Source organism: Flavobacterium sp. HBTb2-11-1 (assembly GCF_009826975.1).
Lineage (GTDB): Bacteria > Bacteroidota > Bacteroidia > Flavobacteriales > Flavobacteriaceae > Flavobacterium.
Map to the genome: position 1 here is coordinate 266167 of NZ_WUMO01000004.1, position 19247 is coordinate 285413.

The 19247-nt window shown below is 34.4% G+C and carries 14 protein-coding genes; 13 read left to right on the top strand and 1 reads right to left on the bottom strand.

Annotated elements, in window-relative coordinates; translation table 11 throughout:
• Positions 1 to 14 precede the first annotated feature (14 nt).
• The 7 genes from GR162_RS10640 to GR162_RS10670 all read left to right on the top strand — a co-directional run bounded on the left by GR162_RS10640 (position 15) and on the right by GR162_RS10670 (position 11178).
• Positions 15 to 785 carry a DUF4843 domain-containing protein gene (locus GR162_RS10640; protein ID WP_160782133.1) on the top strand — a complete coding sequence of 257 codons (771 nt, stop codon included), beginning with the start codon at positions 15 to 17 and terminating at the stop codon, positions 783 to 785.
• Positions 786 to 819: 34 nt separating this feature from the next.
• The gene (locus tag GR162_RS10645) at positions 820 to 2340 is read left to right on the top strand and encodes a PKD-like family lipoprotein (protein WP_160782134.1); all 1521 of its coding nucleotides are present in this window, start codon (positions 820 to 822) and stop codon (positions 2338 to 2340) included.
• A 66-nt stretch (positions 2341 to 2406) separates the two neighbouring features.
• Entirely contained in the window at positions 2407 to 3276 is an 870-nt protein-coding gene (locus GR162_RS10650; RefSeq protein WP_160782135.1) for a thioredoxin fold domain-containing protein, read from the top strand.
• Between the two features lie 6 nt (positions 3277 to 3282).
• A complete protein-coding gene (locus GR162_RS10655; RefSeq protein ID WP_160782136.1) occupies positions 3283 to 4755 on the top strand; it encodes an aspartyl protease family protein in 1473 nt (490 codons plus the stop codon).
• Between the two features lie 26 nt (positions 4756 to 4781).
• A complete protein-coding gene (locus GR162_RS22265; protein ID WP_237421350.1) occupies positions 4782 to 6164 on the top strand; it encodes a TlpA disulfide reductase family protein in 1383 nt (460 codons plus the stop codon).
• A gap of 11 nt (positions 6165 to 6175) precedes the next feature.
• Positions 6176 to 8992, top strand: coding sequence for a pitrilysin family protein (locus GR162_RS10665; protein WP_160782137.1), 2817 nt, complete (start codon positions 6176 to 6178; stop codon positions 8990 to 8992).
• A 143-nt stretch (positions 8993 to 9135) separates the two neighbouring features.
• Entirely contained in the window at positions 9136 to 11178 is a 2043-nt protein-coding gene (locus GR162_RS10670; RefSeq protein ID WP_160782138.1) for a protein-disulfide reductase DsbD, read from the top strand.
• A gap of 88 nt (positions 11179 to 11266) precedes the next feature.
• Here the strand turns inward: GR162_RS10670 and GR162_RS10675 are convergent, their stop codons facing one another.
• Positions 11267 to 11725 (bottom strand): DUF1810 domain-containing protein, encoded by a 459-nt coding sequence (locus GR162_RS10675; protein ID WP_066033899.1) that lies wholly within the window; start codon positions 11723 to 11725, stop codon positions 11267 to 11269.
• A 353-nt stretch (positions 11726 to 12078) separates the two neighbouring features.
• Here GR162_RS10675 and GR162_RS10680 point away from each other — a divergent pair, with 353 nt between their 5' ends.
• The 6 genes from GR162_RS10680 (at position 12079) to nagA (ending at position 19235) form a co-directional block, all read left to right on the top strand.
• A complete protein-coding gene (locus GR162_RS10680; RefSeq protein WP_008468358.1) occupies positions 12079 to 12483 on the top strand; it encodes a hypothetical protein in 405 nt (134 codons plus the stop codon).
• 102 nt (positions 12484 to 12585) lie between these two features.
• Positions 12586 to 14241: a peptidase domain-containing ABC transporter gene (locus GR162_RS10685; protein ID WP_066033900.1), complete on the top strand. Its 1656-nt coding sequence runs from the start codon at positions 12586 to 12588 to the stop codon at positions 14239 to 14241.
• A 2-nt stretch (positions 14242 to 14243) separates the two neighbouring features.
• On the top strand, positions 14244 to 15596 hold the full coding sequence (locus tag GR162_RS10690; protein ID WP_008468361.1) for an HlyD family secretion protein: 1353 nt from the start codon (positions 14244 to 14246) through the stop codon (positions 15594 to 15596).
• A gap of 1 nt (position 15597) precedes the next feature.
• On the top strand, positions 15598 to 16995 hold the full coding sequence (locus tag GR162_RS10695) for a TolC family protein (RefSeq protein ID WP_160782139.1): 1398 nt from the start codon (positions 15598 to 15600) through the stop codon (positions 16993 to 16995).
• 227 nt (positions 16996 to 17222) lie between these two features.
• Positions 17223 to 18026 (top strand): DUF2490 domain-containing protein, encoded by an 804-nt coding sequence (locus tag GR162_RS10700; protein WP_160782140.1) that lies wholly within the window; start codon positions 17223 to 17225, stop codon positions 18024 to 18026.
• Between the two features lie 87 nt (positions 18027 to 18113).
• The gene (nagA, locus tag GR162_RS10705; protein ID WP_160782141.1) at positions 18114 to 19235 is read left to right on the top strand and encodes an N-acetylglucosamine-6-phosphate deacetylase; all 1122 of its coding nucleotides are present in this window, start codon (positions 18114 to 18116) and stop codon (positions 19233 to 19235) included.
• The last annotated feature ends 12 nt before the right edge of the window (positions 19236 to 19247 follow it).

The window sequence follows — 19247 nt, forward strand, 5'->3', positions numbered from 1 at the left end:
TTAAAAGATTAAATATGAATAAGATATTGATTTTAAGTATAATCTTCGTTTCTTTTTTAGGATTTACATCTTGCGAGAAAGAAGAAATCGAAACATACCAAGATACTGATAACATTTATTTTTCTAATGCCTTATACGCGCCTAACGGAATTAGTGAACCTGTTCGTGACAGTACGGGTTTTAGTTTCAGTTTAGACAGACCGACTATTACAGGAAGAATTTTTAAAATTCCAATTAGGGTTCAAGGAAACCTAAGTGATGTAGATAGAAAAGTAAAACTTACTGTAGATCCATCAAGCACTGCGATTGAAGAAACTCATTTCTCTCTTCCTAAAGAAATTTACCTTCATGCAGGAAAACATGTTGATACGGTTGAAGTTACTTTTTTTAGAACTCCAGATATGAAAACTAATCAATATACACTGGTTTTAAACCTTGAAGAAAATGAATGGTTTACCACAAAAATGCAGACAAAAGTGGTGAATTCTATTACGGGAAAAACCATGAGTTTTGTTCGTTGTAAAATAACTTTCGATGATAAATTAACACAGCCACCTGGATGGTTTGCCGCTTATTTGGGTGTTTTTACTGCCAAAAAATTCTTTTTAATGTGTGAGCTCATGGACTTAGAGCCAGAAATGTTTGCCCAGAAATTGGGTTCTCCTGGATTAACAGTTCCAGATGTTACGTATTATCAAAATTTCATGAAACGTTACTTAGCCGATCAGAAGAAATCTGGAAATACAATCTACGAAGAAGATGGCACAGAAATGTTCCTTCCATAAATTATCAAATTCATTTCATATAAAACATATTAAAATGATTAAAAAGATACAAATTAAAATCGCTGTAATGCTCCTATTGATCTTAGCGAGCAGTTGCGTAAGCGATGAAGGTAATTACAATTATACTGATATTAATACTTTAAATGTAACAGGTATCGATAATGAGTATACTGTTTATACAGGAGAAAGTTTTAAAATATCTCCAAATTTAAATCCTACCAAAGATGATGGGACTGATCCTAATCGCTATACATTTGAATGGGTTGCGTTAAAAGGAACTAGAACTGTTATAGGCACGACGAAAGATTTTGATGCCCCAATAAAATTGTCTCCTGGACAGTACAAGATTTATTACCTAATTACAGATAAAGTTACTGGAGTTACTTGGCAAACGGAGTTTTTAATTACTGACAAAGTTACTGGGGTTACAAAGAAGCAGGACTATTTTACATTGAATGTAGTTTCGGCTATTTATGAAGGCTGGCTTGTGGTAGGTGATGTTGATGGAAAAGCAAGATTAGATATGGTTTCTATAATACCAAACGGAACAACACGTGTTATTACAGATGTTTTAGATGCTGCAGGTTCAGCTCTAAAATTAAGTGGTAAAGCTGTCGATGTAGAATGTTTTGGCTCAGCCCTTGCCACTTCTACTGCTTATGGAATTTATGTTACTTCTACAGAAACAGGTACAGCAAGATTAGAGCCAGATTCTTTCGCATGGACGCAATCTCAAAATATTGCTTACGAAAGTGTTGGTGGTGCTTTTGATACCAATTTTGGTGTTGATTTTATGAAATCTGCTGGCCCTGCAGAAAACATTATTTACAGCAAAGGAAATGTGTATAGTTACATAAAAGTGCAGCAAGTTAGATATGGTTTGCCAAACAATATCTTGGATACAGAAACAAAACCTTTTTATGCAGCGCCTTTTATAGCGGAGAATCAGGGATACGGTGGTCCTCCAGTTTTATTTGATAAAGATTTGCGTCGTTTTGTTCGTATGAATGTAGTAAAAGGAAATTGTTCTATAATGCCTCCAGTTGTTGGTTCTCCAACTGTTTTGGATTGGAACAATACCAATTGCGATCTAGTGTTTATGACTACGTCAGCTTACAATTCTTATGAAAATTTTGCGGTCTTAAGAAATATTACAACAGGTAAATTTCATTTGTTGAGATTTAATAAAGCTTTTGCGCAAACGTATTATAAAGAAATCTTGAATGCTCCAGATTTTGATAAAGCGACCAAATTTGCTGTAAGTCCAGATTCTGGTTATTTGTTTTATGCAGTTGGAGGAAAACTATATGAGTATGATAATGGAACTCAGTCTGCAAAATTAATGCTGGACAAAGGAAGTGAAGAAATCACTTATCTGGATTGTAATGCAAGAGCCAATAAATTATACAATAAAAAATTAATTGTTGGAAGTTACAATGGTTCAGTAGGAAAACTAGAATTATTTACTGTTCCTCCTGTAAATGGAGATTTGGTACTTGATTATAGTTATTCAGGATTGTGTAAAATTGTTGATGTTGCATACCGTGCTAGATAATTAAAGATTGATAACTCAAAGCCGAATGAATTTTTAAAATTCATTCGGCTGAATAACCCACATTTTATGAAACGTTTTTTTAAAATCGCAAGCGCAGTTTTGCTGCTTGCCTGTCCATCTATTGCCTTAAAAGCACAAGCACAATCCACTCAAGAAAGTTGGGAACAAGCTAAAAAACAAGCGCAAACAGAGAAAAAATTAATTTTTGTCGATTTGTATTTTACAGGCTGTATGCCATGCGCGCAAATGGATAAAGAAGTGTTTCCTGATCCAAAAGTAACAGCACTTTTAAACGCTGATTTTGTCACTTTCAAATCAGATATTTTGAAAGAAGAAATCGGTAAAAAGCTATGCATGAAATATGGCGTAACTGGATTTCCAACTTTTTTATTGATGAATGCCGATGGAAAAATAATTGACATTGCAGGCGGTTTCCATAACGTAGAGCAATTTACATCCTTGCTTCAAAACGCTAAAGAAGCGGCTAAAAAAGGAACTTTCAAAAAGTATAGCCCAGAAATTCAGGAAAAAGATTATCCTGATTTTTACAAAGAAGCTTATTTAAATGGAAAGAGAAATGTTCCTTTTGATGTTATCGATACATATTTAAAATCTGGAGCAGCTTCTGACGAAGTTTCTTTTGTAATTATTACAGGATTACGAGTAGGAAAACAATATGATGATGCATTTCTTTTTAACAGTAAAAAATTCGCGACAGATTACGGAAGATGGAGCGTTACAAACCATGTGTTTACCATTTTACAGCGCAAGAAAAAAGAGTTCGAAAAAAAGAACGATTTAAAAGGATTTACAGAATTAGTAAATGATTCTAAAGAACTTTATATGCCAGAAGAGTTTACAAAATATTCTGGCATTTTGTTAAAAGATTTTGGTGTAGAAAAAGTTGTAGTGAAACCAAATGCAGCACAAAAGTAACTCGAAATGAAAAAGATACTATTCTTTTTAATACTCATTTTTGGCTGTACAATTCAGGCTCAAAACAGCATTCAGAAATCTATTAAAACTTTCGAAAAAGCTTTTCAGAACAAAAGTTATAATGAAATTAAAGATCTTCTGGCACCACAATTTACTGTTGGTGTAGGAGATTCTTCTTCAAACGAATTTTATTTGAACGGAATTTTCAAAGCATTTCCAGCTTTAGATTCCATTCAGATTGGAAAATCTGTGGCGATTAAAAATGAAACTTTTGTCTTGGTAGATTTTTGTTTTAATGGAAAAGAAAAAAAGCCGTCTCAAATTGTTTTCAATTCAGAAAATAAAATGCTGTACGTGACTTTTTTCGATTCTTTATACAAAGTTGACAGACATGCGCAAGTAAAACAAGTAGCAAGCATTCCGTTTGAAATTATAGAAAATGGAATTGCCATTAAAATAAAACTAAACAAAGGCGACCGCGAATTTTTAATGCTTTTTGATACTGGCGCAGACGGAATGGCGCTCAATCCAGACAGCGCGTACAAAGCTGGAGTTGTCGTTACCAAAAGTAAATCGGCGTCTGTAGTTGGCGGAAGTCAGCAAGTGCAGTATTCTGCGGATAACACCATTTACATTGGCGATCAAGTTCTTAAAAATCAAGGTTTGGTTATTTTTCCGAAACACGGTGTTTACGACGGATTATTCGGTGCAAACCTGCTTAGAAATTATATCACATCGGTCAACTTTGATACGATGACAATTGACTTGTACAATTTCGGAAATTTTAAGTATTGGGGAAAAGCAAAACCATTAGTTTTTGATTATAAATCGGGGCTTCCGGTAGTAAAAATGAATCTGACTTTTGAAGATAAAAAAACAGTCGAAGGCAGTTTCACTTTTGATACTGGAGCAGGTTATGATTTTATAGCTTACGGACCTTTCAATCATAAAAACAATCTCGAAGCAAGTCTAAAAACCGAGTATAAATCAGTCAATTTCAGTTTAGGAAAACAAACTGGAATTGTAGGAGGAACTATTCCAAATGTTGCTATAAATGGAAACAATTTTCCAAACGTAACGATTGCTTTGCAGGAATATGACGAAGCCAATAAAAACTGGGCTTTCGCCGATGGTTCTCTTGGAATCGATTTAATCCGACGATTCAATTTTACAATCAATTTGTTGGATAAAACGGTTTATCTAGAACCCAATAAAAATTTCAAAAAGACATCTTCTTTCTATTTAAGCGGACTTATTTTAGACTTTGACGAAAACCAAAATCTTTTGATAAAGAGAATTATAGATCAGGAAAATGAAGATTTGAAGAAAGTGAAAGTTGATGCTAAAGTCACGCAAATCAATGATTTTGAAGCCAAGGATTTATTGAATCCTGAAAATCTTAAAAAGCTGAAAGAAACTAAAGAAAGCAAAGATTTTATTATAGAACAAGGCGATCAATCTATGAGAATTTCAATTTAAAACTATCAACAAAAAACAAAGAAACAATGAAAAAACACATTTTTTATTTCATTTTGACCTTCATCACGGTTCAAATGAGTTTTGCTGCCAATCTTTCAGAATATGCAGTAATTAGAGGAACAATTTCAATTCCAGATTTAAAAACAAAAGAAATTACGCTTTACAATGTTGAAGATGGAAAACCAGTCGTTGCTGCTACCGCAAAAGTCAATTCGCTGGGGGAATTCGGCTTTATGACACCAGTTTCAGCTGCTGGCTTTTATTATGTAGATTACGGGCAATTTAAAAGCAGAAACCAGTTAATTCGTTTGTATTTAGAACCTAAACTAGACTTAAATTTGGTAATCAATAAAACAAATTATGTTTTAAGCGGAAAGAATATCGGACAAAATGCTTTGGTGCAAAAAGCAAATGAAATCTATAACGAATTTGCGCCATTTGCACGTTTGGGTGAAAATGTATCGTATGTAGAATTTTATCCGTTCATTGATAAAGGTCTTGCTAAAGCAGATGAATTTTCTAAATCAATTAAAACGAAAGATGCCAATTTCAATAAACTATTAAAATTGGCTGTTGCAACAGATGTTGAAGAACTGACCTATACTTTTTTCAGAATGCCAAGATCTGTGTTTCCAGACAAAGACGATCGTCCGGCAGTGATTAAAACTTGGATGACAGACAAGAAATTTACAGATCCTGATTTGTTAAAATTAGCGAATGGAGTTTCTTTAATGACCAATTATTTTTTCTATGTAAGCATTAATGGTGGTGAGAAGCCAAAACGTTTGGACTTAACAGAATCAATTACTCATATTACAGATCCAGCTTTAAAGGATGCATACCTTCGTGAAGAAGTTGCCACTTCAAGAATGAAAATTGAAGAATACGAAAAAATTGCTCCAACCATTAAACCTTTTATGATTTCTGACGCGAGTAAAGCATTTTTATTAGAATATGAAAAAGTATTGCATAAAAATGTGGGTCAAAAAGGGTTGGATTTTACTTATAAAGACATCAACGATAAACCAGTTTCGTTTTCAGATTTTAAAGGTAAATTTGTGTACATAGATTTGTGGGCAACTTGGTGCGGACCTTGTAAAGCAGAGATTCCACACATGAAAAAAATCGAGGAAGATTATCACGGAAAAAATATCGTTTTTGTAAGTCTTTCATTGGATAAACCAAAAGACGCACAAAAATGGAAAGATTTTGTTACTAAAGAACAATTAAAAGGGATTCAATTAATGGCCGATAAAGATTTTGGTTCTGATGTGGCAAAAAATTATGACGTAAATGCGATTCCAAGATTTTTATTGTTTGACACAAAAGGAAATATTATCAATGCCGATGCGCTTCGTCCGTCAAATCCAGAGTTGAGAGTGCAACTGGATAAATTATTGAAAGGTTAATTAATAGCTTTATGAAATACAGCAAAAAAATATCAGTTTTACTTCTTTTTATCGGAAGTTTAACTTTCGCGCAAGCGCAAAACTTTAAAGCAACAGAACCAATTGCGGTCAACCAGAAAATAAAAAAGGGAGTGCTGCCAAACGGAATGACGTATTATATTTATCCGACAGATGTCAATAAAAATACGGCAAGTTACTATATCATTCAGAATGTAGGTTCGATTTTAGAAAACGATCAGCAGAAAGGTCTGGCGCATTTCCTAGAACACATGGCGTTTAACGGAACGAAACATTTTGAAGGAAAAGGAATCTTGAATACGCTTCAAAAACAAGGTGCCGTTTTCGGGAAAAATATCAACGCTTACACAAGCACAGACGAGACGGTTTACAATCTAGATAATATTCCGTCAAAAGATGGCGGAGTTGTCGATACTTGTTTATTGGTTTTGCATGATTGGTCAAATTTTTTATCTCTTACGAATGAAGAAATCGATGCTGAACGCGGTGTAATTACCGAAGAATGGCGTACGAGACAAAATGCAAGAGCGAGAATTTATAATCAGTTGGCGCCGTATTATTACAACAATTCGCTTTATGCAGATCGTATGCCGATTGGCGATATGGACATTGTAAAGAACTTTAAATATCAGGTTTTAAAAGATTTTTATAAAGATTGGTATCGTCCAGATTTGCAAGCAATCGCAATTGTGGGAGATATCAATGCAGACGAAATCGAAGCAAAAATCAAGAAGCTTTTTGCAGACATTCCGACAACTATAAATCCTAAAAAACGTTTTGAAATTGCCATTCCAGAAAGAGTAGAACCAACTTTTAAACTGGCTTTAGACAAAGAAATTTCGGCTTCAAACATAAGTTTTATGATTCGCCATACAGCCGAAAAATCGACGAATGATTATGCAGAATTAGAGAAATCGACACAAAGAAGCCTTGCTTTTTCTATCTTAAATAATCGTTTGGCAGAAATGGCGCAGAAACAAGAATGCCCTTTTAAAAGTGCATCAATCGGATATCAAAACTACACGCGTTTGAATGATATGTGGATTTTGAACGTTTCTCCGAAACCAGAAAAACAAGCTGAAGCTTTTGCGATGGTAATGAATGAATGGGTTCGCGCCTACAAATTTGGTTTTTCTAAAGGAGAAATTGAAAGAGCCATTACAGAAACTATTTCGGGCTACGAAAATTATTTAGAAAAGCTAAATGAGATTCCGCATAAACAAGTTATCGGAATGGTAAAAGATGATTATCTGAACCACGAAGTAATTGCCGACCCGAAAGCAGAATTTGAAATGTTAAAAAACATTTTGAAAAATGTTGACACCAAAATTCTTCAAGGGCAAATCAGTAAATTATATACTGCACAAAATCGTGTTGTAGCGATTACAGGTGTAGAAAACGAAAACAATCTAACGCAGGAAAAAGCTTTTGATATTATTCAGAAAGCTGAAAATGATGCTTCGTTACAGCCTTATGTGGATACTTTTGAAGGAAAAACACTTTTAGGAAACCTAAAAATTAATTCTGGAAAAATTGTTTCGGAGAAAAAAGAAACTGCAATCGATGCAACCACTTTTGTATTGAGCAATGGCGTTAAAGTGCATTACAAATTTGCCGATAAAAACAAAAAAGAAGTAGAGCTTAAAGCTGAAAGTTTTGGAGGAACTTCATTATACGAGCCGCAAGATCTTCCGTCAATTGGGCGTACGACAACTTTGGCGATGATGTCTGGAGTTGGCGAACTTTCAAATGTTGATTTAGATAAAGTTTTAAAGGGAAAAATTGTTAATTCTTCTGTAAGCATCAGTTCGCTTAAAGAAACCGTTTCAGGTTCTGCAAACGTAAAAGATATTGAAACGATGATGCAATTGGTTCATTTGCGTTTTGTACAGCCAAGATTTGATAATCAGATGTATGCACTGTTAAAGCAAAGATTACAAAATTCGCTTAAAAATAGAGCAAATGATATCAATGCAAAAATGGACGACAGTTTAACAGCTGTGGTTTATGGAAAAAACAACCCACGAGTACAGCCATTCAATCAAAAATATATCGACGATTTATCTTTTGATAAAATGAAAGCTTTCTATCTGGATCGTTTTGCAGATGTTTCAAATTTTGAATTTTATATTGTTGGAGATGTTTCGCCAGAAGTTTTAAAACCATTATTAGAAAAATATATCGCTAGTATAAATGGAATTAAACGTAATGAAAAATTCAAAACACAAGTTCCGAAATGGACATCAAATAAAATTGATAAAGATGTTTTTATAAAAATGGAAACTGAAAAAAGCTCGGTTCGAATTGCATTCTTGAAGGACTATGCTTATACTCAGAGAAACAAAATATTAGCTTCTTTTTTAGGAGATATTTTGACTTTGCGTTATACCGAAAGTCTTCGTGAAAAAGAAGGCGGAACTTATGGTGCAGGTGTTGATTCAAATATCGATAAATTGCCAATTTCAAAAGCTAAATTGGAAATTAATTTTGATTGTGATGCTGATAAAGTAGAACATTTACTTCCAATTGTGTATCAGGAAATTGATAAAATTAAAAAAGGAGAAATTGCTTCTGAGGATTTAGAAAAAACAAAAACAAATTATTTAAAAGAAAAAGAAGACGGTAAAAACTTTAATAGGTACAGCAGTTATTTGCTTTACAGTTATTTTGTTGATGGAATAAATATGAATGATCCTGATAACTACGAAAATATTGTAAAATCAATTACTGCAAAAGACATTCAAGAATTTGCCAATTCATTTTTGAACAAAGCCGATTCTTATGAAATCGTTTTCAAACCATTAAAATAATCTGACCCCTTTATTTACTAGAGTTTAATTTGTATTTCCCTATCAAATAGTTATTTTGAATTAGTAAGCAATTTAGTTTGTATAGCGGATTACTTAGAGGGTTGTTTTTTGCTATTCAACCCTCTTTTTAAAGATTTTTACCCATGAAAAAGAATATTTTTTTACTGGGCTTTTTCCTGCTGTTTTCCATATTCGTAAAGGCTCAGATATATAATCCCATAAAATGGAAAACCAGTGTCGAGAAAATTTCTGATACTGAATACGAATTGCAGGCAAAAGCCATTATAGAATCGAGCTGGCATTTATACAGTCAGGAGGTTTCAGATGGAGGACCGATTCCAACTCATTTTAATTTTATAAAAAGCGCAGATTTTCAATTAACTGATGCTGTAAAAGAAGAAAAAGGAAAAACGGTTAACGATCCTGTTTTCAAGATGCAGATTAAGTTTTTTGAAAAAGAAACTACTTTTAGACAACGCGTTAAAATACTTTCGGCAAAACCTTTCAAAATCAAAGCTGAGGTTGAATTTATGGTTTGCAATGATGAAAACTGCCTTCCGCCAAGTTCAGACGAATTGGAGTTTGCCGTTAGCCCTTCCGCGAAAGCGAAAACTTTAATTGAAGCTGCTGTAAAGGAAGAAATAAAAACAGAAACAATAGATTCTTCAGTTATTGAAATAAAAGAAAAAACAAAAGAAATCGTTCCTGCAGAAATTGTAAAAACGCCTAAAAAAGAAATCAGAAAAAGTGAACCAAAGATGCAATCAAGAAGTTTGTGGACGATTTTTTTATTGTCGTTTTTCTCTGGATTTGCAGCATTGTTAACGCCTTGTGTTTTCCCGATGATTCCGATGACGGTGAGTTTTTTTACCAAACAAAGTAAAACCAAATCGCAAGGAATTAGAAAAGCCGTTTTTTACGGAATCGCCATTATTGCCATTTATATTTTTTTGGGAGCGGTTGTAACTTGGGCTTTTGGAGCAGATTCGCTCAATGCGCTTTCTACAAATGTTTGGTTTAATCTGATCTTTTTTGTGCTTTTAATGATTTTTGCGTTTTCATTTTTAGGCGCATTCGAAATTATGTTGCCAAATGCATGGGCAAACAAAGTAGATTTGCAAGCAGATAGAGGCGGAATTGTCGGAATATTATTTATGGCTTTGGCTTTGGCAATTGTTTCTTTTTCTTGTACAGGACCCATTGTAGGCACTTTATTGGTAGAAGCGGCTTCACGAGGCGGAATTGCGCCTTTTGTCGGAATGTTTGGTTTTTCTTTGGCTTTGGCTTTGCCCTTTACTTTATTTGCCGCTTTTCCAAGCTGGCTAAATTCCCTTCCAAAATCGGGAGGCTGGCTCAATTCCGTTAAAGTGTTTTTAGGATTTTTGGAAATGGCTTTGGCTTTTAAATTTCTTTCCAATGCCGATTTGGTTCTGCAATTGCATTGGCTCGAAAGAGAGGCTTTTCTAGCCATTTGGATTGCCATTTTCGGAACGTTGGCTTTTTATTTATTTGGAAAAATTCAATTGCCGCATGATAGTCCAGTTTCGAATATAAGCGTTGGAAGATTAGGATTGGGCGTTTTAGTTTTGGCTTTTACCATTTATCTAATTCCTGGCATTTGGGGTGCTCCGCTTAAAATGATCAGTGGCTTTCCGCCGCCAATGCATTACAGTGAAATTCCGAACGGATTGAATAATGCCGCTTCAAAAGAAGTAACCCAAAATCTTCCAGAAGGAGCAGAGCTTGGTCCGCATAATATTATGGCTTTTACCGATTATGATTTGGGTATGCAATATGCCAAAAAAATAGGGAAACCGGTTATGATAGACTTTACTGGTCATGCTTGTGTGAACTGCCGCAAGATGGAAGATAATGTTTGGTCTGACGAAAAGGTGCAGAAAATCTTAAAAGGTGATTTGGTTTTAATTTCGCTTTATGTAGATGATAAAAGAGAACTGAATCCTAGCGAGCAGGTCACTTCTCAGATAACAGGAAAAAAATTAAAATATATTGGTCAAAAATGGAGTGAATTCCAAACGCTGACCTACAAAACCAACGCACAGCCATTTTATGTTCTGGTAGATCATAACGGAGAGACGCTCAACGAAACTTCAGCTTATAATCCAGATATCGAAGAATATTTGAATTGGCTTAAAAAAGGCGTTTCAAATTTTGAGAAAAGTTAAAGTTCAGGGTTTGTGCTTTATTTATAATTATGTTGTTAATCAAAAAGGGAATAGTTTACGAGCTATTCCCTTTTTTGTTCTAAGAATATTAAGAAAGTACTGTGTCTGGCAGAACACTAGTTTTTTGTGTAAAATTCAAAGTTAATTGATCCAAATGGCCGTAGAAAAAAGTATCTAAAACTTCCTGAAAAACAGGATGCGCATTTTCTACCTGTACAAATAAGCTCATAGAAGAATGCAGTTTTCTGGCACCAAGTTCTCCTAAAATTCCTTCAGCAGATTTCTTTTTTAAAGTCAGAAGAAGTTTAGAAATCTCAATTAAATGTTTCGATAAAATCGGATGATTTAAAAATTCAGTTGCTTCTTTAAGGTCGGCAACGGCATAATAATCAGAAAGAGCACTTTTACCAAGTCCTTTGATCTGCGGAAAAATAAACCACATCCAATGAGTTTCTTTTTTACCTTTTTTTATTTCAGATAATGCGGTCAGATAAAGTTTATTTTGCGCATCTAAAAATCGGGTCAAATCATTTTTTGCGTAAGTCATCTCTTGATTCTGTATTAAATGGTTTGTAAATCTAATTTGTTTAATCGGTAACACTTGTAATATATTTTTTAAAGAATTGTATCAAATTTTCGAATACCAAAAGTAGAATGACCATAGCCATCTGAGTTATAGAATTGTAGTTTGTCTTTACATAATTCCGATAGGCCTGTAAGAATGCCTTGTTAATGTAATTATAAACTTTTGAATGATTCTAAATTCTAATGTTATTTTAATGTTCTGCAAAAAAAATGGCTCTAACTTGCGCCCTTAAAATAATTATAGCAAACGCCTTAAATCAGTGGGATTTCAGTTCAAATTGATTTGATTTCTTAAGCTTTACGCCATTTTAGAGTATGTTGAATAAGATTAAAAATAGCTTTTTATGTAAATGCCTTCAGGCGTTACTTGTCGGCTATTTTTTAATCAGCAGTTTAAACATTGCAAATGGTGTAAGCCGAATTATTACCGATAATGCAGAAACCTATACGGTAAAAGGCATTACATGCAACTTCTTAAAAAAAATCTTTAAGTGTGACGGAATTCCAGAAGAGCTGGATGACTACAAAACAAAAGATACCAAAACAGCCAAATTAGCAAAAGGAATTCCGTTAATGGAATATTTAGTTTCATCAGAATCCTTAATGCCTAATTTTTACTTTCTAGTAGAATCAGAAGGAAAAAAATACATCGATAATACAATCTTCTCGTTTAGTTTTCATGGTAAAATAGACATACCGCCTCCTCGGATGATTTCATAAATACTTGTTTTTTAAGGATTAGGTTCAAAATCTTAATCTGTTAATGCGGTTTTTGCCGTATATTTATTCTATGTAATAATCTTGTATTTATACTTTAAATTCATGACACCATTCAAACGATTTTACAACTTATTGCAGCTAGATAAGCGCGATGTGTATCAAATTATCTTCTATGCTGCGTTTGCAGGGTTAGTAAATCTTTCTCTGCCTTTGGGAATCCAAGCCATTATTAATTTTATTCAAAGCGGACAGCTAAGCGTATCATGGATCATTCTTGTGATTCTAGTTACGGTTGGAGTTGGTTTTGGAGGCGTACTAACGATTTTACAGCTGCGTATTGTAGAGAACCTGCAGCAGCGAATTTTTGTGCGTTCTTCATTTGAGTTTGCGTACAGACTGCCTTTGATTAAATTTAAAGAAATGTACTCAGAGTATGCTCCAGAAAAGGCAAATCGCTTTTTTGATACTTTGATGGTACAGAAAGGCACGGCAAAACTTTTGCTTGATTTCTGTACAGCATTTCTTCAGGTCGGACTGGGAATTATATTATTAGTGCTTTACCATTCTTTCTTTACGGTAATTGGACTTTTATTTATTGTCATTTTATATGTCATTTTTAAGTTTTCGTACAAAGACGGTCTAGAAACCAGTTTGAACGAATCAAAATTTAAATACAAAGTAGCAGCTTGGCTTCAGGAAATTGCGAGAAACAGAGAAAGTTTTCGCAGAAAAGGAGCTTTCGAATATGCTCTGGACAGAAATGACGGCTATGTAAACAACTATGTAAATTACCGTGAAAAACACTTTCAGGTAATGAAAAAACAATACATTCAGCTTACTATTTTTAAGGTAATTGTTACTGCTGCCTTATTATCAATAGGTGGTTTTCTGGTAATTCACCACCAAATGAACATAGGGCAGTTCGTAGCAGCTGAAATCGTAATTGTATTATTAATTAACTCAGTAGAAAAAATCATCTTCGGATTAGAGTCATTTTACGACGTTTTGACTTCTGTTGAAAAAATTGGTCAAGTGACTGATATGGAGACTTCTTGCATTCCTGAGACTTCTGACAAAACAGAAAAAGGAATCAATATCGAGACAGAGAGCATTAGTTACAATTATCCAGGACACAGCAAAAAATCGCTTAAGAATATCAATTTGAAAATCTCTCAAGGAGAAAAAATTATTCTTACGGGAACAAATGGTGCAGGAAAAAGTACTTTGCTGCGATTGCTTTCAGGTGTTTTAGAGCCAGAAAGCGGAGCCATGTATGTGACTGATAACTATATGAACCGCCTTAACGAAGATACATACAGAGCACAGGCGGGAACGTATTTGCAGGGTGATACGCTTTTTGCAGGAACTATTCGCGAGAATATTGTTTTTGGAAATGAAAAATTAAATAGCGATGATTTAAAATGGGCTTTAGATAATGTTGGATTAACGCCGTACATTAAAACTTTTGAGAACGGACTGGAGAATCAAATTCATCCAGGAGGTCGTGAACTTTCTGCTTCTGATGTTCAAAAAATTCTTTTGGCAAGAAGTATTGTGGGTAAACCAAATATCTTATTCTTAGAAGATCCAGTTGATAAAATGGACGAAATTACTTCGAGTAAAATCGTTGATTTTTTACTTTCTGAAGAAAATGACTGGACTGTTATTGTGACTTCTAAAAGTGATATTTGGAAAAGCAAATGCAGTCGTATGATTACGATTGATGACGGAAAAATTATTAACGACATAAAGCTTTAATCATGCTCAACATATCTAAAGATAATAACGTACTTATAACGCCGGGCAAATACAAATCGATTACAAGCGTTGCCCGCAGGCCACATTATAAAATTTTAAACAGAGTCATCATCGGATTTCTGATATTTTCAGTATTATGCCTTTTTCTGCCTTGGACACAGAATATTTCTGGTACAGGTTCTGTTACTACTTTAAAACCAGATCAAAGGCCGCAAACGGTTCACAATGCTATTGCGGGCCGTATTGAAAAATGGTTTGTAAAGGAAGGGGATTATGTAAAAAAAGGAGACACAATACTTTACATTTCGGAGATTAAAGAAGATTATCTAGATCCTAATCTCGTTGGCAATACCAAACAACAGGTTGATGCCAAAAAAATGGCCGTAGAATCGTATAGCGACAAAGTAAATTCTCTTGATGTGCAGGCTCAGTCGCTTAGCACAGAAAGACAATTGAAACTGCAACAGGCACAAAACAAAATCCGTCAGTCACAACTGAAAATAAAAAGTGACAGTATGGATTTGGTTGCGGTAAAAACACAACTTAGAATTGCAAAAACACAATTTGACCGTTCGACTGCATTAAACAAAGAAGGCCTAAAACCGCTTACCGATGTCGAGCAGAAAAGATTAAAACTGCAAGAAGCTGAAGCGTATGTGATTACGCAGGAAAATAAACTGTTGAGCAGCAAAAACGAATTGATAAATGCAAAAGTAGAAATCAATAGAATTACTGCTGAATATGCTGAAAAAATATCAAAATCGAGAAGTGATAAATTTACCGCTTTAAGCACGCAATACGATACAGAAGCACAGGTAAATAAGCTAGAAAACCAATATACCAATTATAGACTTAGAAATGGTTTATATTATATTACGGCGCCACAAAGCGGTTATGTAAACCGTGCTTTATTGGCAGGTCTTGGAGAAACAATCAAAGAGGGAACTCCTGTTGTAAGTATCATGCCATCTAAATACGATATTGCCGTAGAAACCTATGTAGACCCAATCGATTTGCCGCTGGTTCACCGAGGCGCAAAAGTTCGTGTTTGGTTTGATGGATGGCCTAGAATTGTATTTTCAGGATGGCCTGGATTATCTTACGGAACTTACGGAGGAAAAGTGGTAGCGATAGAAAACTTTATCAGCCCAAACGGAAAATACCGAATACTGATTTCGCCAGATGGAGAAGACCGTCATTGGCCAAAAGAATTAAGTATTGGAGCAGGAGCACAAAGTATTGCCTTGTTAGAAACCGTTTCGGTATGGTACGAGATTTGGCGAAACCTGAATGGTTTCCCTCCAAATTATTATAACTCAGGAGAAAAAGAAGCAAAAGGAAAGGAGAAAAAGTAAAATGAGAAATCTTGTAAAATTGTTTTCTTTCTTAATACTATTTTGTTTTTCTACGCTGCATAGCCAGAATTTTAATCAAGAGGAGCTTACTTTTATCGAGTATTTGGGATATGTTAAAAAATACCACCCGCTCGTAAAACAAGCCAATCTTGAAGTGACCAACGCTCAGGCAAAATTGATGCTGGCACGTGGCGGATTTGACCCAAAAATTGAAGTAGATTACAATAAGAAAGAATTTAAAGGCACAGAATATTATTCGTTATTAAACAGCAGTTTCAAAATTCCGACCTGGTACGGAATTGAAGTAAAAGCTGGTTTTGATGATACAAGCGGGGAATATTACAATCCGCAGAATAAAACTCCAGAAGCAGGTTTAACGTCGCTCGGAATTAACGTTGCTTTAGGCCAAGGAATGTTCATTAACCAAAGAATGGCAGATGTTCGTGAAGGAAAACTTCAGGTAAAACTAAGTGATGCACAGCGAAAACTGAGAGCGATTGAAATTTTGTATCAAGCAAGTGAAGCTTATTTTGAATGGCGAAAAAGCTATAACGAAGCCGAATTATATAAAAATTATTTAGGTTTTGCGAGCACTCGTTTTCAAGGAGTTAAAAAACTAATTGCAGCTGGTGATGCTCCTGCAATTGATAGTGTTGAAGCTAAAATTACAGTAAGAAACAGAGAACTGAATGTTGAAAACGGAAATCTGAAATTAGCGAAAGCAAAATTGAAACTAGCTAATTTTTTATGGATAGAAAATGTTCCTGTTGAATTGGGAGATTTGGTAAAACCAGAGCAGAATTTAATTCAGACCATAGAAGAAACTTTAAAGACAGACGCCATGATGGTCGATGTTGAGTCGTTAGACTCACATCCAAAAATTCAGTCGCTTGAAACTAAAATGGATATTTTGGAAGTCAATCGCCAGTTGAAAGCTAATGCATTGCTTCCGAAAATAAACGTAGGGTATAACTATATTTCAGAGCCTAATTATTGGAATAATTTCAATGCCGATGATTATAAGTTTAATATCGATTTCAGCTTCCCTATTTTCTTAAGAAAAGAACGCGGAAGTTTGAAAATGGCAAAACTGAAAATTCAAGACATGCAATATGACATAGGTCAGCAGCGATTAGAATTAAAAAATAAAATAAAAGCACAGCAGACCGAAATAGCTTCGTTAAGAAAACAAAAAGCCGTAATTGACAATCTCGTAAAAGATTATATGACAATGCTGGACTCAGAAGAAAAACTCTTCTCATTTGGAGAAAGTTCGATTTTCTTAATCAATTCAAGAGAGAACAATTTGGTTAGTGCAAAATTGTCACAAATTAGTTTAGAGAATCAGTTTTATCTTTCGAATGCCGAATTATATAAAATATTGGCAAACCCAGATTGATTTTAAAAAACAGTCAGCTTTGTACCTGTCTGCATTATATTAGTTTTCAGAATTTAAATTTTAAAGAGCTTTAGATATTTTTCTAAAGCTTTTTTGTTTTTGGAAAATATTAAAAAGCGGTTTCATGTTATAATATGAAACCGCTTTTTTGAATCGCTAAATGCTTCTTTCTTTAAATTTGATAGAGTTTTTATATTTCGCGGCCCTTAATTTAATATTGACCGAATATGAATTTATTTAAAAGAAGTTTTCTCTTATTCTGTTGCATCATCCTAACGCAGGTTTTAAGAGCCCAAGATGCACCTTACACAATGGGATTTATTCCAGCATCTATAAGCGAAGTAGATGTTGCATTTCCGTTAATAGAAAAATGGCATTTGAGCGGACAGGCAGATTTGCAGCTTGTTACTCAAGGCGCATACACAAACGGAAATCCGTTTGAATACACACAGCGTAAAGTAATAAGACCTTGGATTATATATTCTGGTTTTAAAAACATGAAACTTTGGTTAGGATATGCACACAATCAGAAATATGCAATAGAAGAAGCTGGGAATTATAAAACATTAGAAAATAGGCTTATCGTTATGGGAACTTATACCCAAGAAATGCCGAAAGGATCTCTTTTTGAACAAGTGCGTTTTGAAACCAAATTTTTTGATGATAGAAACGGCAATCATCAAACGATACCGAGAATAAGAGCCCGTTTTGGGGTAAATCATTATTTGAGGCAAAGCAAAGAAAAGCCAATTTTTCTAGCACCTAATATTGGCTATTATACCGAATTGATGCTGAAGTTTGCGTCTAAAGATTACGCTGAAGAACATTTTGATATTTTCAGATTATCGATTTATTATACTGCCGGAATCACGCCTAATATTCATTTCTTGGCGGGGATGATAGGTCAAATGCAGTTGCGTACAAATGGCAGTCAGTTTGATGTTTACTACGGCCCAATGGTTTCAGTAAAATATAGTGTAAAACCTAAAGAACGCGAAACTTTTGATAGCGTAGATGGCGGGGCGGATTAACCAAATTATTTCTGGCGATTTTAAAAGAGTTTATTTTGCTAAAAACTTATAATATTTAACTTTGGAAAGTTATAAGAAATAAACAAAATGAAACAGGCGATTATAAATGCTGTTGTACACACAGGAGAAGAAATAATAGAAAATGGAGTTGTAGTTGTAGAAAACGGAACTATTATTTCGGTGCAAAAAGAAATTCCAAACAATATCGAGACTATAGATTTGGGCGGAAATCATCTTTCAGCAGGATTTATAGATATTCAAATTAATGGTGGAGAAAAATATTATTTCAGCCAGACACCCAACGAAGAAAGCATTCAGGATATTTACGATGCTAGTATGAAATATGGCACGACGCATGTTTTACCTTGTCTAATTTCTTCGTCAAGAGAAACCATTTTAGAGGGAATTGAGGCCGTTCGCAATTACATGAAAAAACATAATAATGGTGTAATTGGAATGCATCTAGAAGGGCCTTTCTTGAATCCGCAGAGACGTGGAGCACATAGCATCGCTCAGGTTCGAAAACCAACTGATGAAGAACTTGAAGAAATTATCAGTAAAGGAAAAGACGTTATAAAAGTCATTACCATAGCTCCAGAATGTTTTACAGAAAAACAGTTAAATATGCTGATTGAAAGTGGTATTACTATTTCAATCGGACATTCAACAATTACGCATAAAGAAGCACAGCCTTATTTCGCAAAAGGAATTAATCTTGTAACACATTTGTTTAATGCCATGACACAGTTCGGGCATCGTGAACCAGGTTTAGTGGGAGCCGTTTTTGAAAATGAAGAAGTCTTCGCTCCAATAATTCTAGATGGTGTTCACTGCGATTATGCAGCCGCAAAAATAGCGTACAAATTAAAACAGGATAAATTTTTCTTAATCAGCGATGCTACATTTTTAGGCAGAAAAGTTGCCAATTTTAAATGGGATAACTTTGACGCGCATCTAGTTGATGGTTTTTATAGAAACGAAGACGGAAATCTTGCCGGAGCATCAATTTCAATGACAGAAGCCGTGCAAAATGCTTATAACCATTTGCATGTTTCTCCGGACGAAGCCATAAAAATGGCAACTACAAGAGTGGCAGCGGCAATCGGTATGAAAGAAAAAGTCGGAAAAATTAAGTCGGGTTTTCCAGCGCGTTTTGTTCAATTCGATTCTGATTTGGCTGTAATAAAGACATTAAATCTGGTTGAATAGCCACTTTAAAAT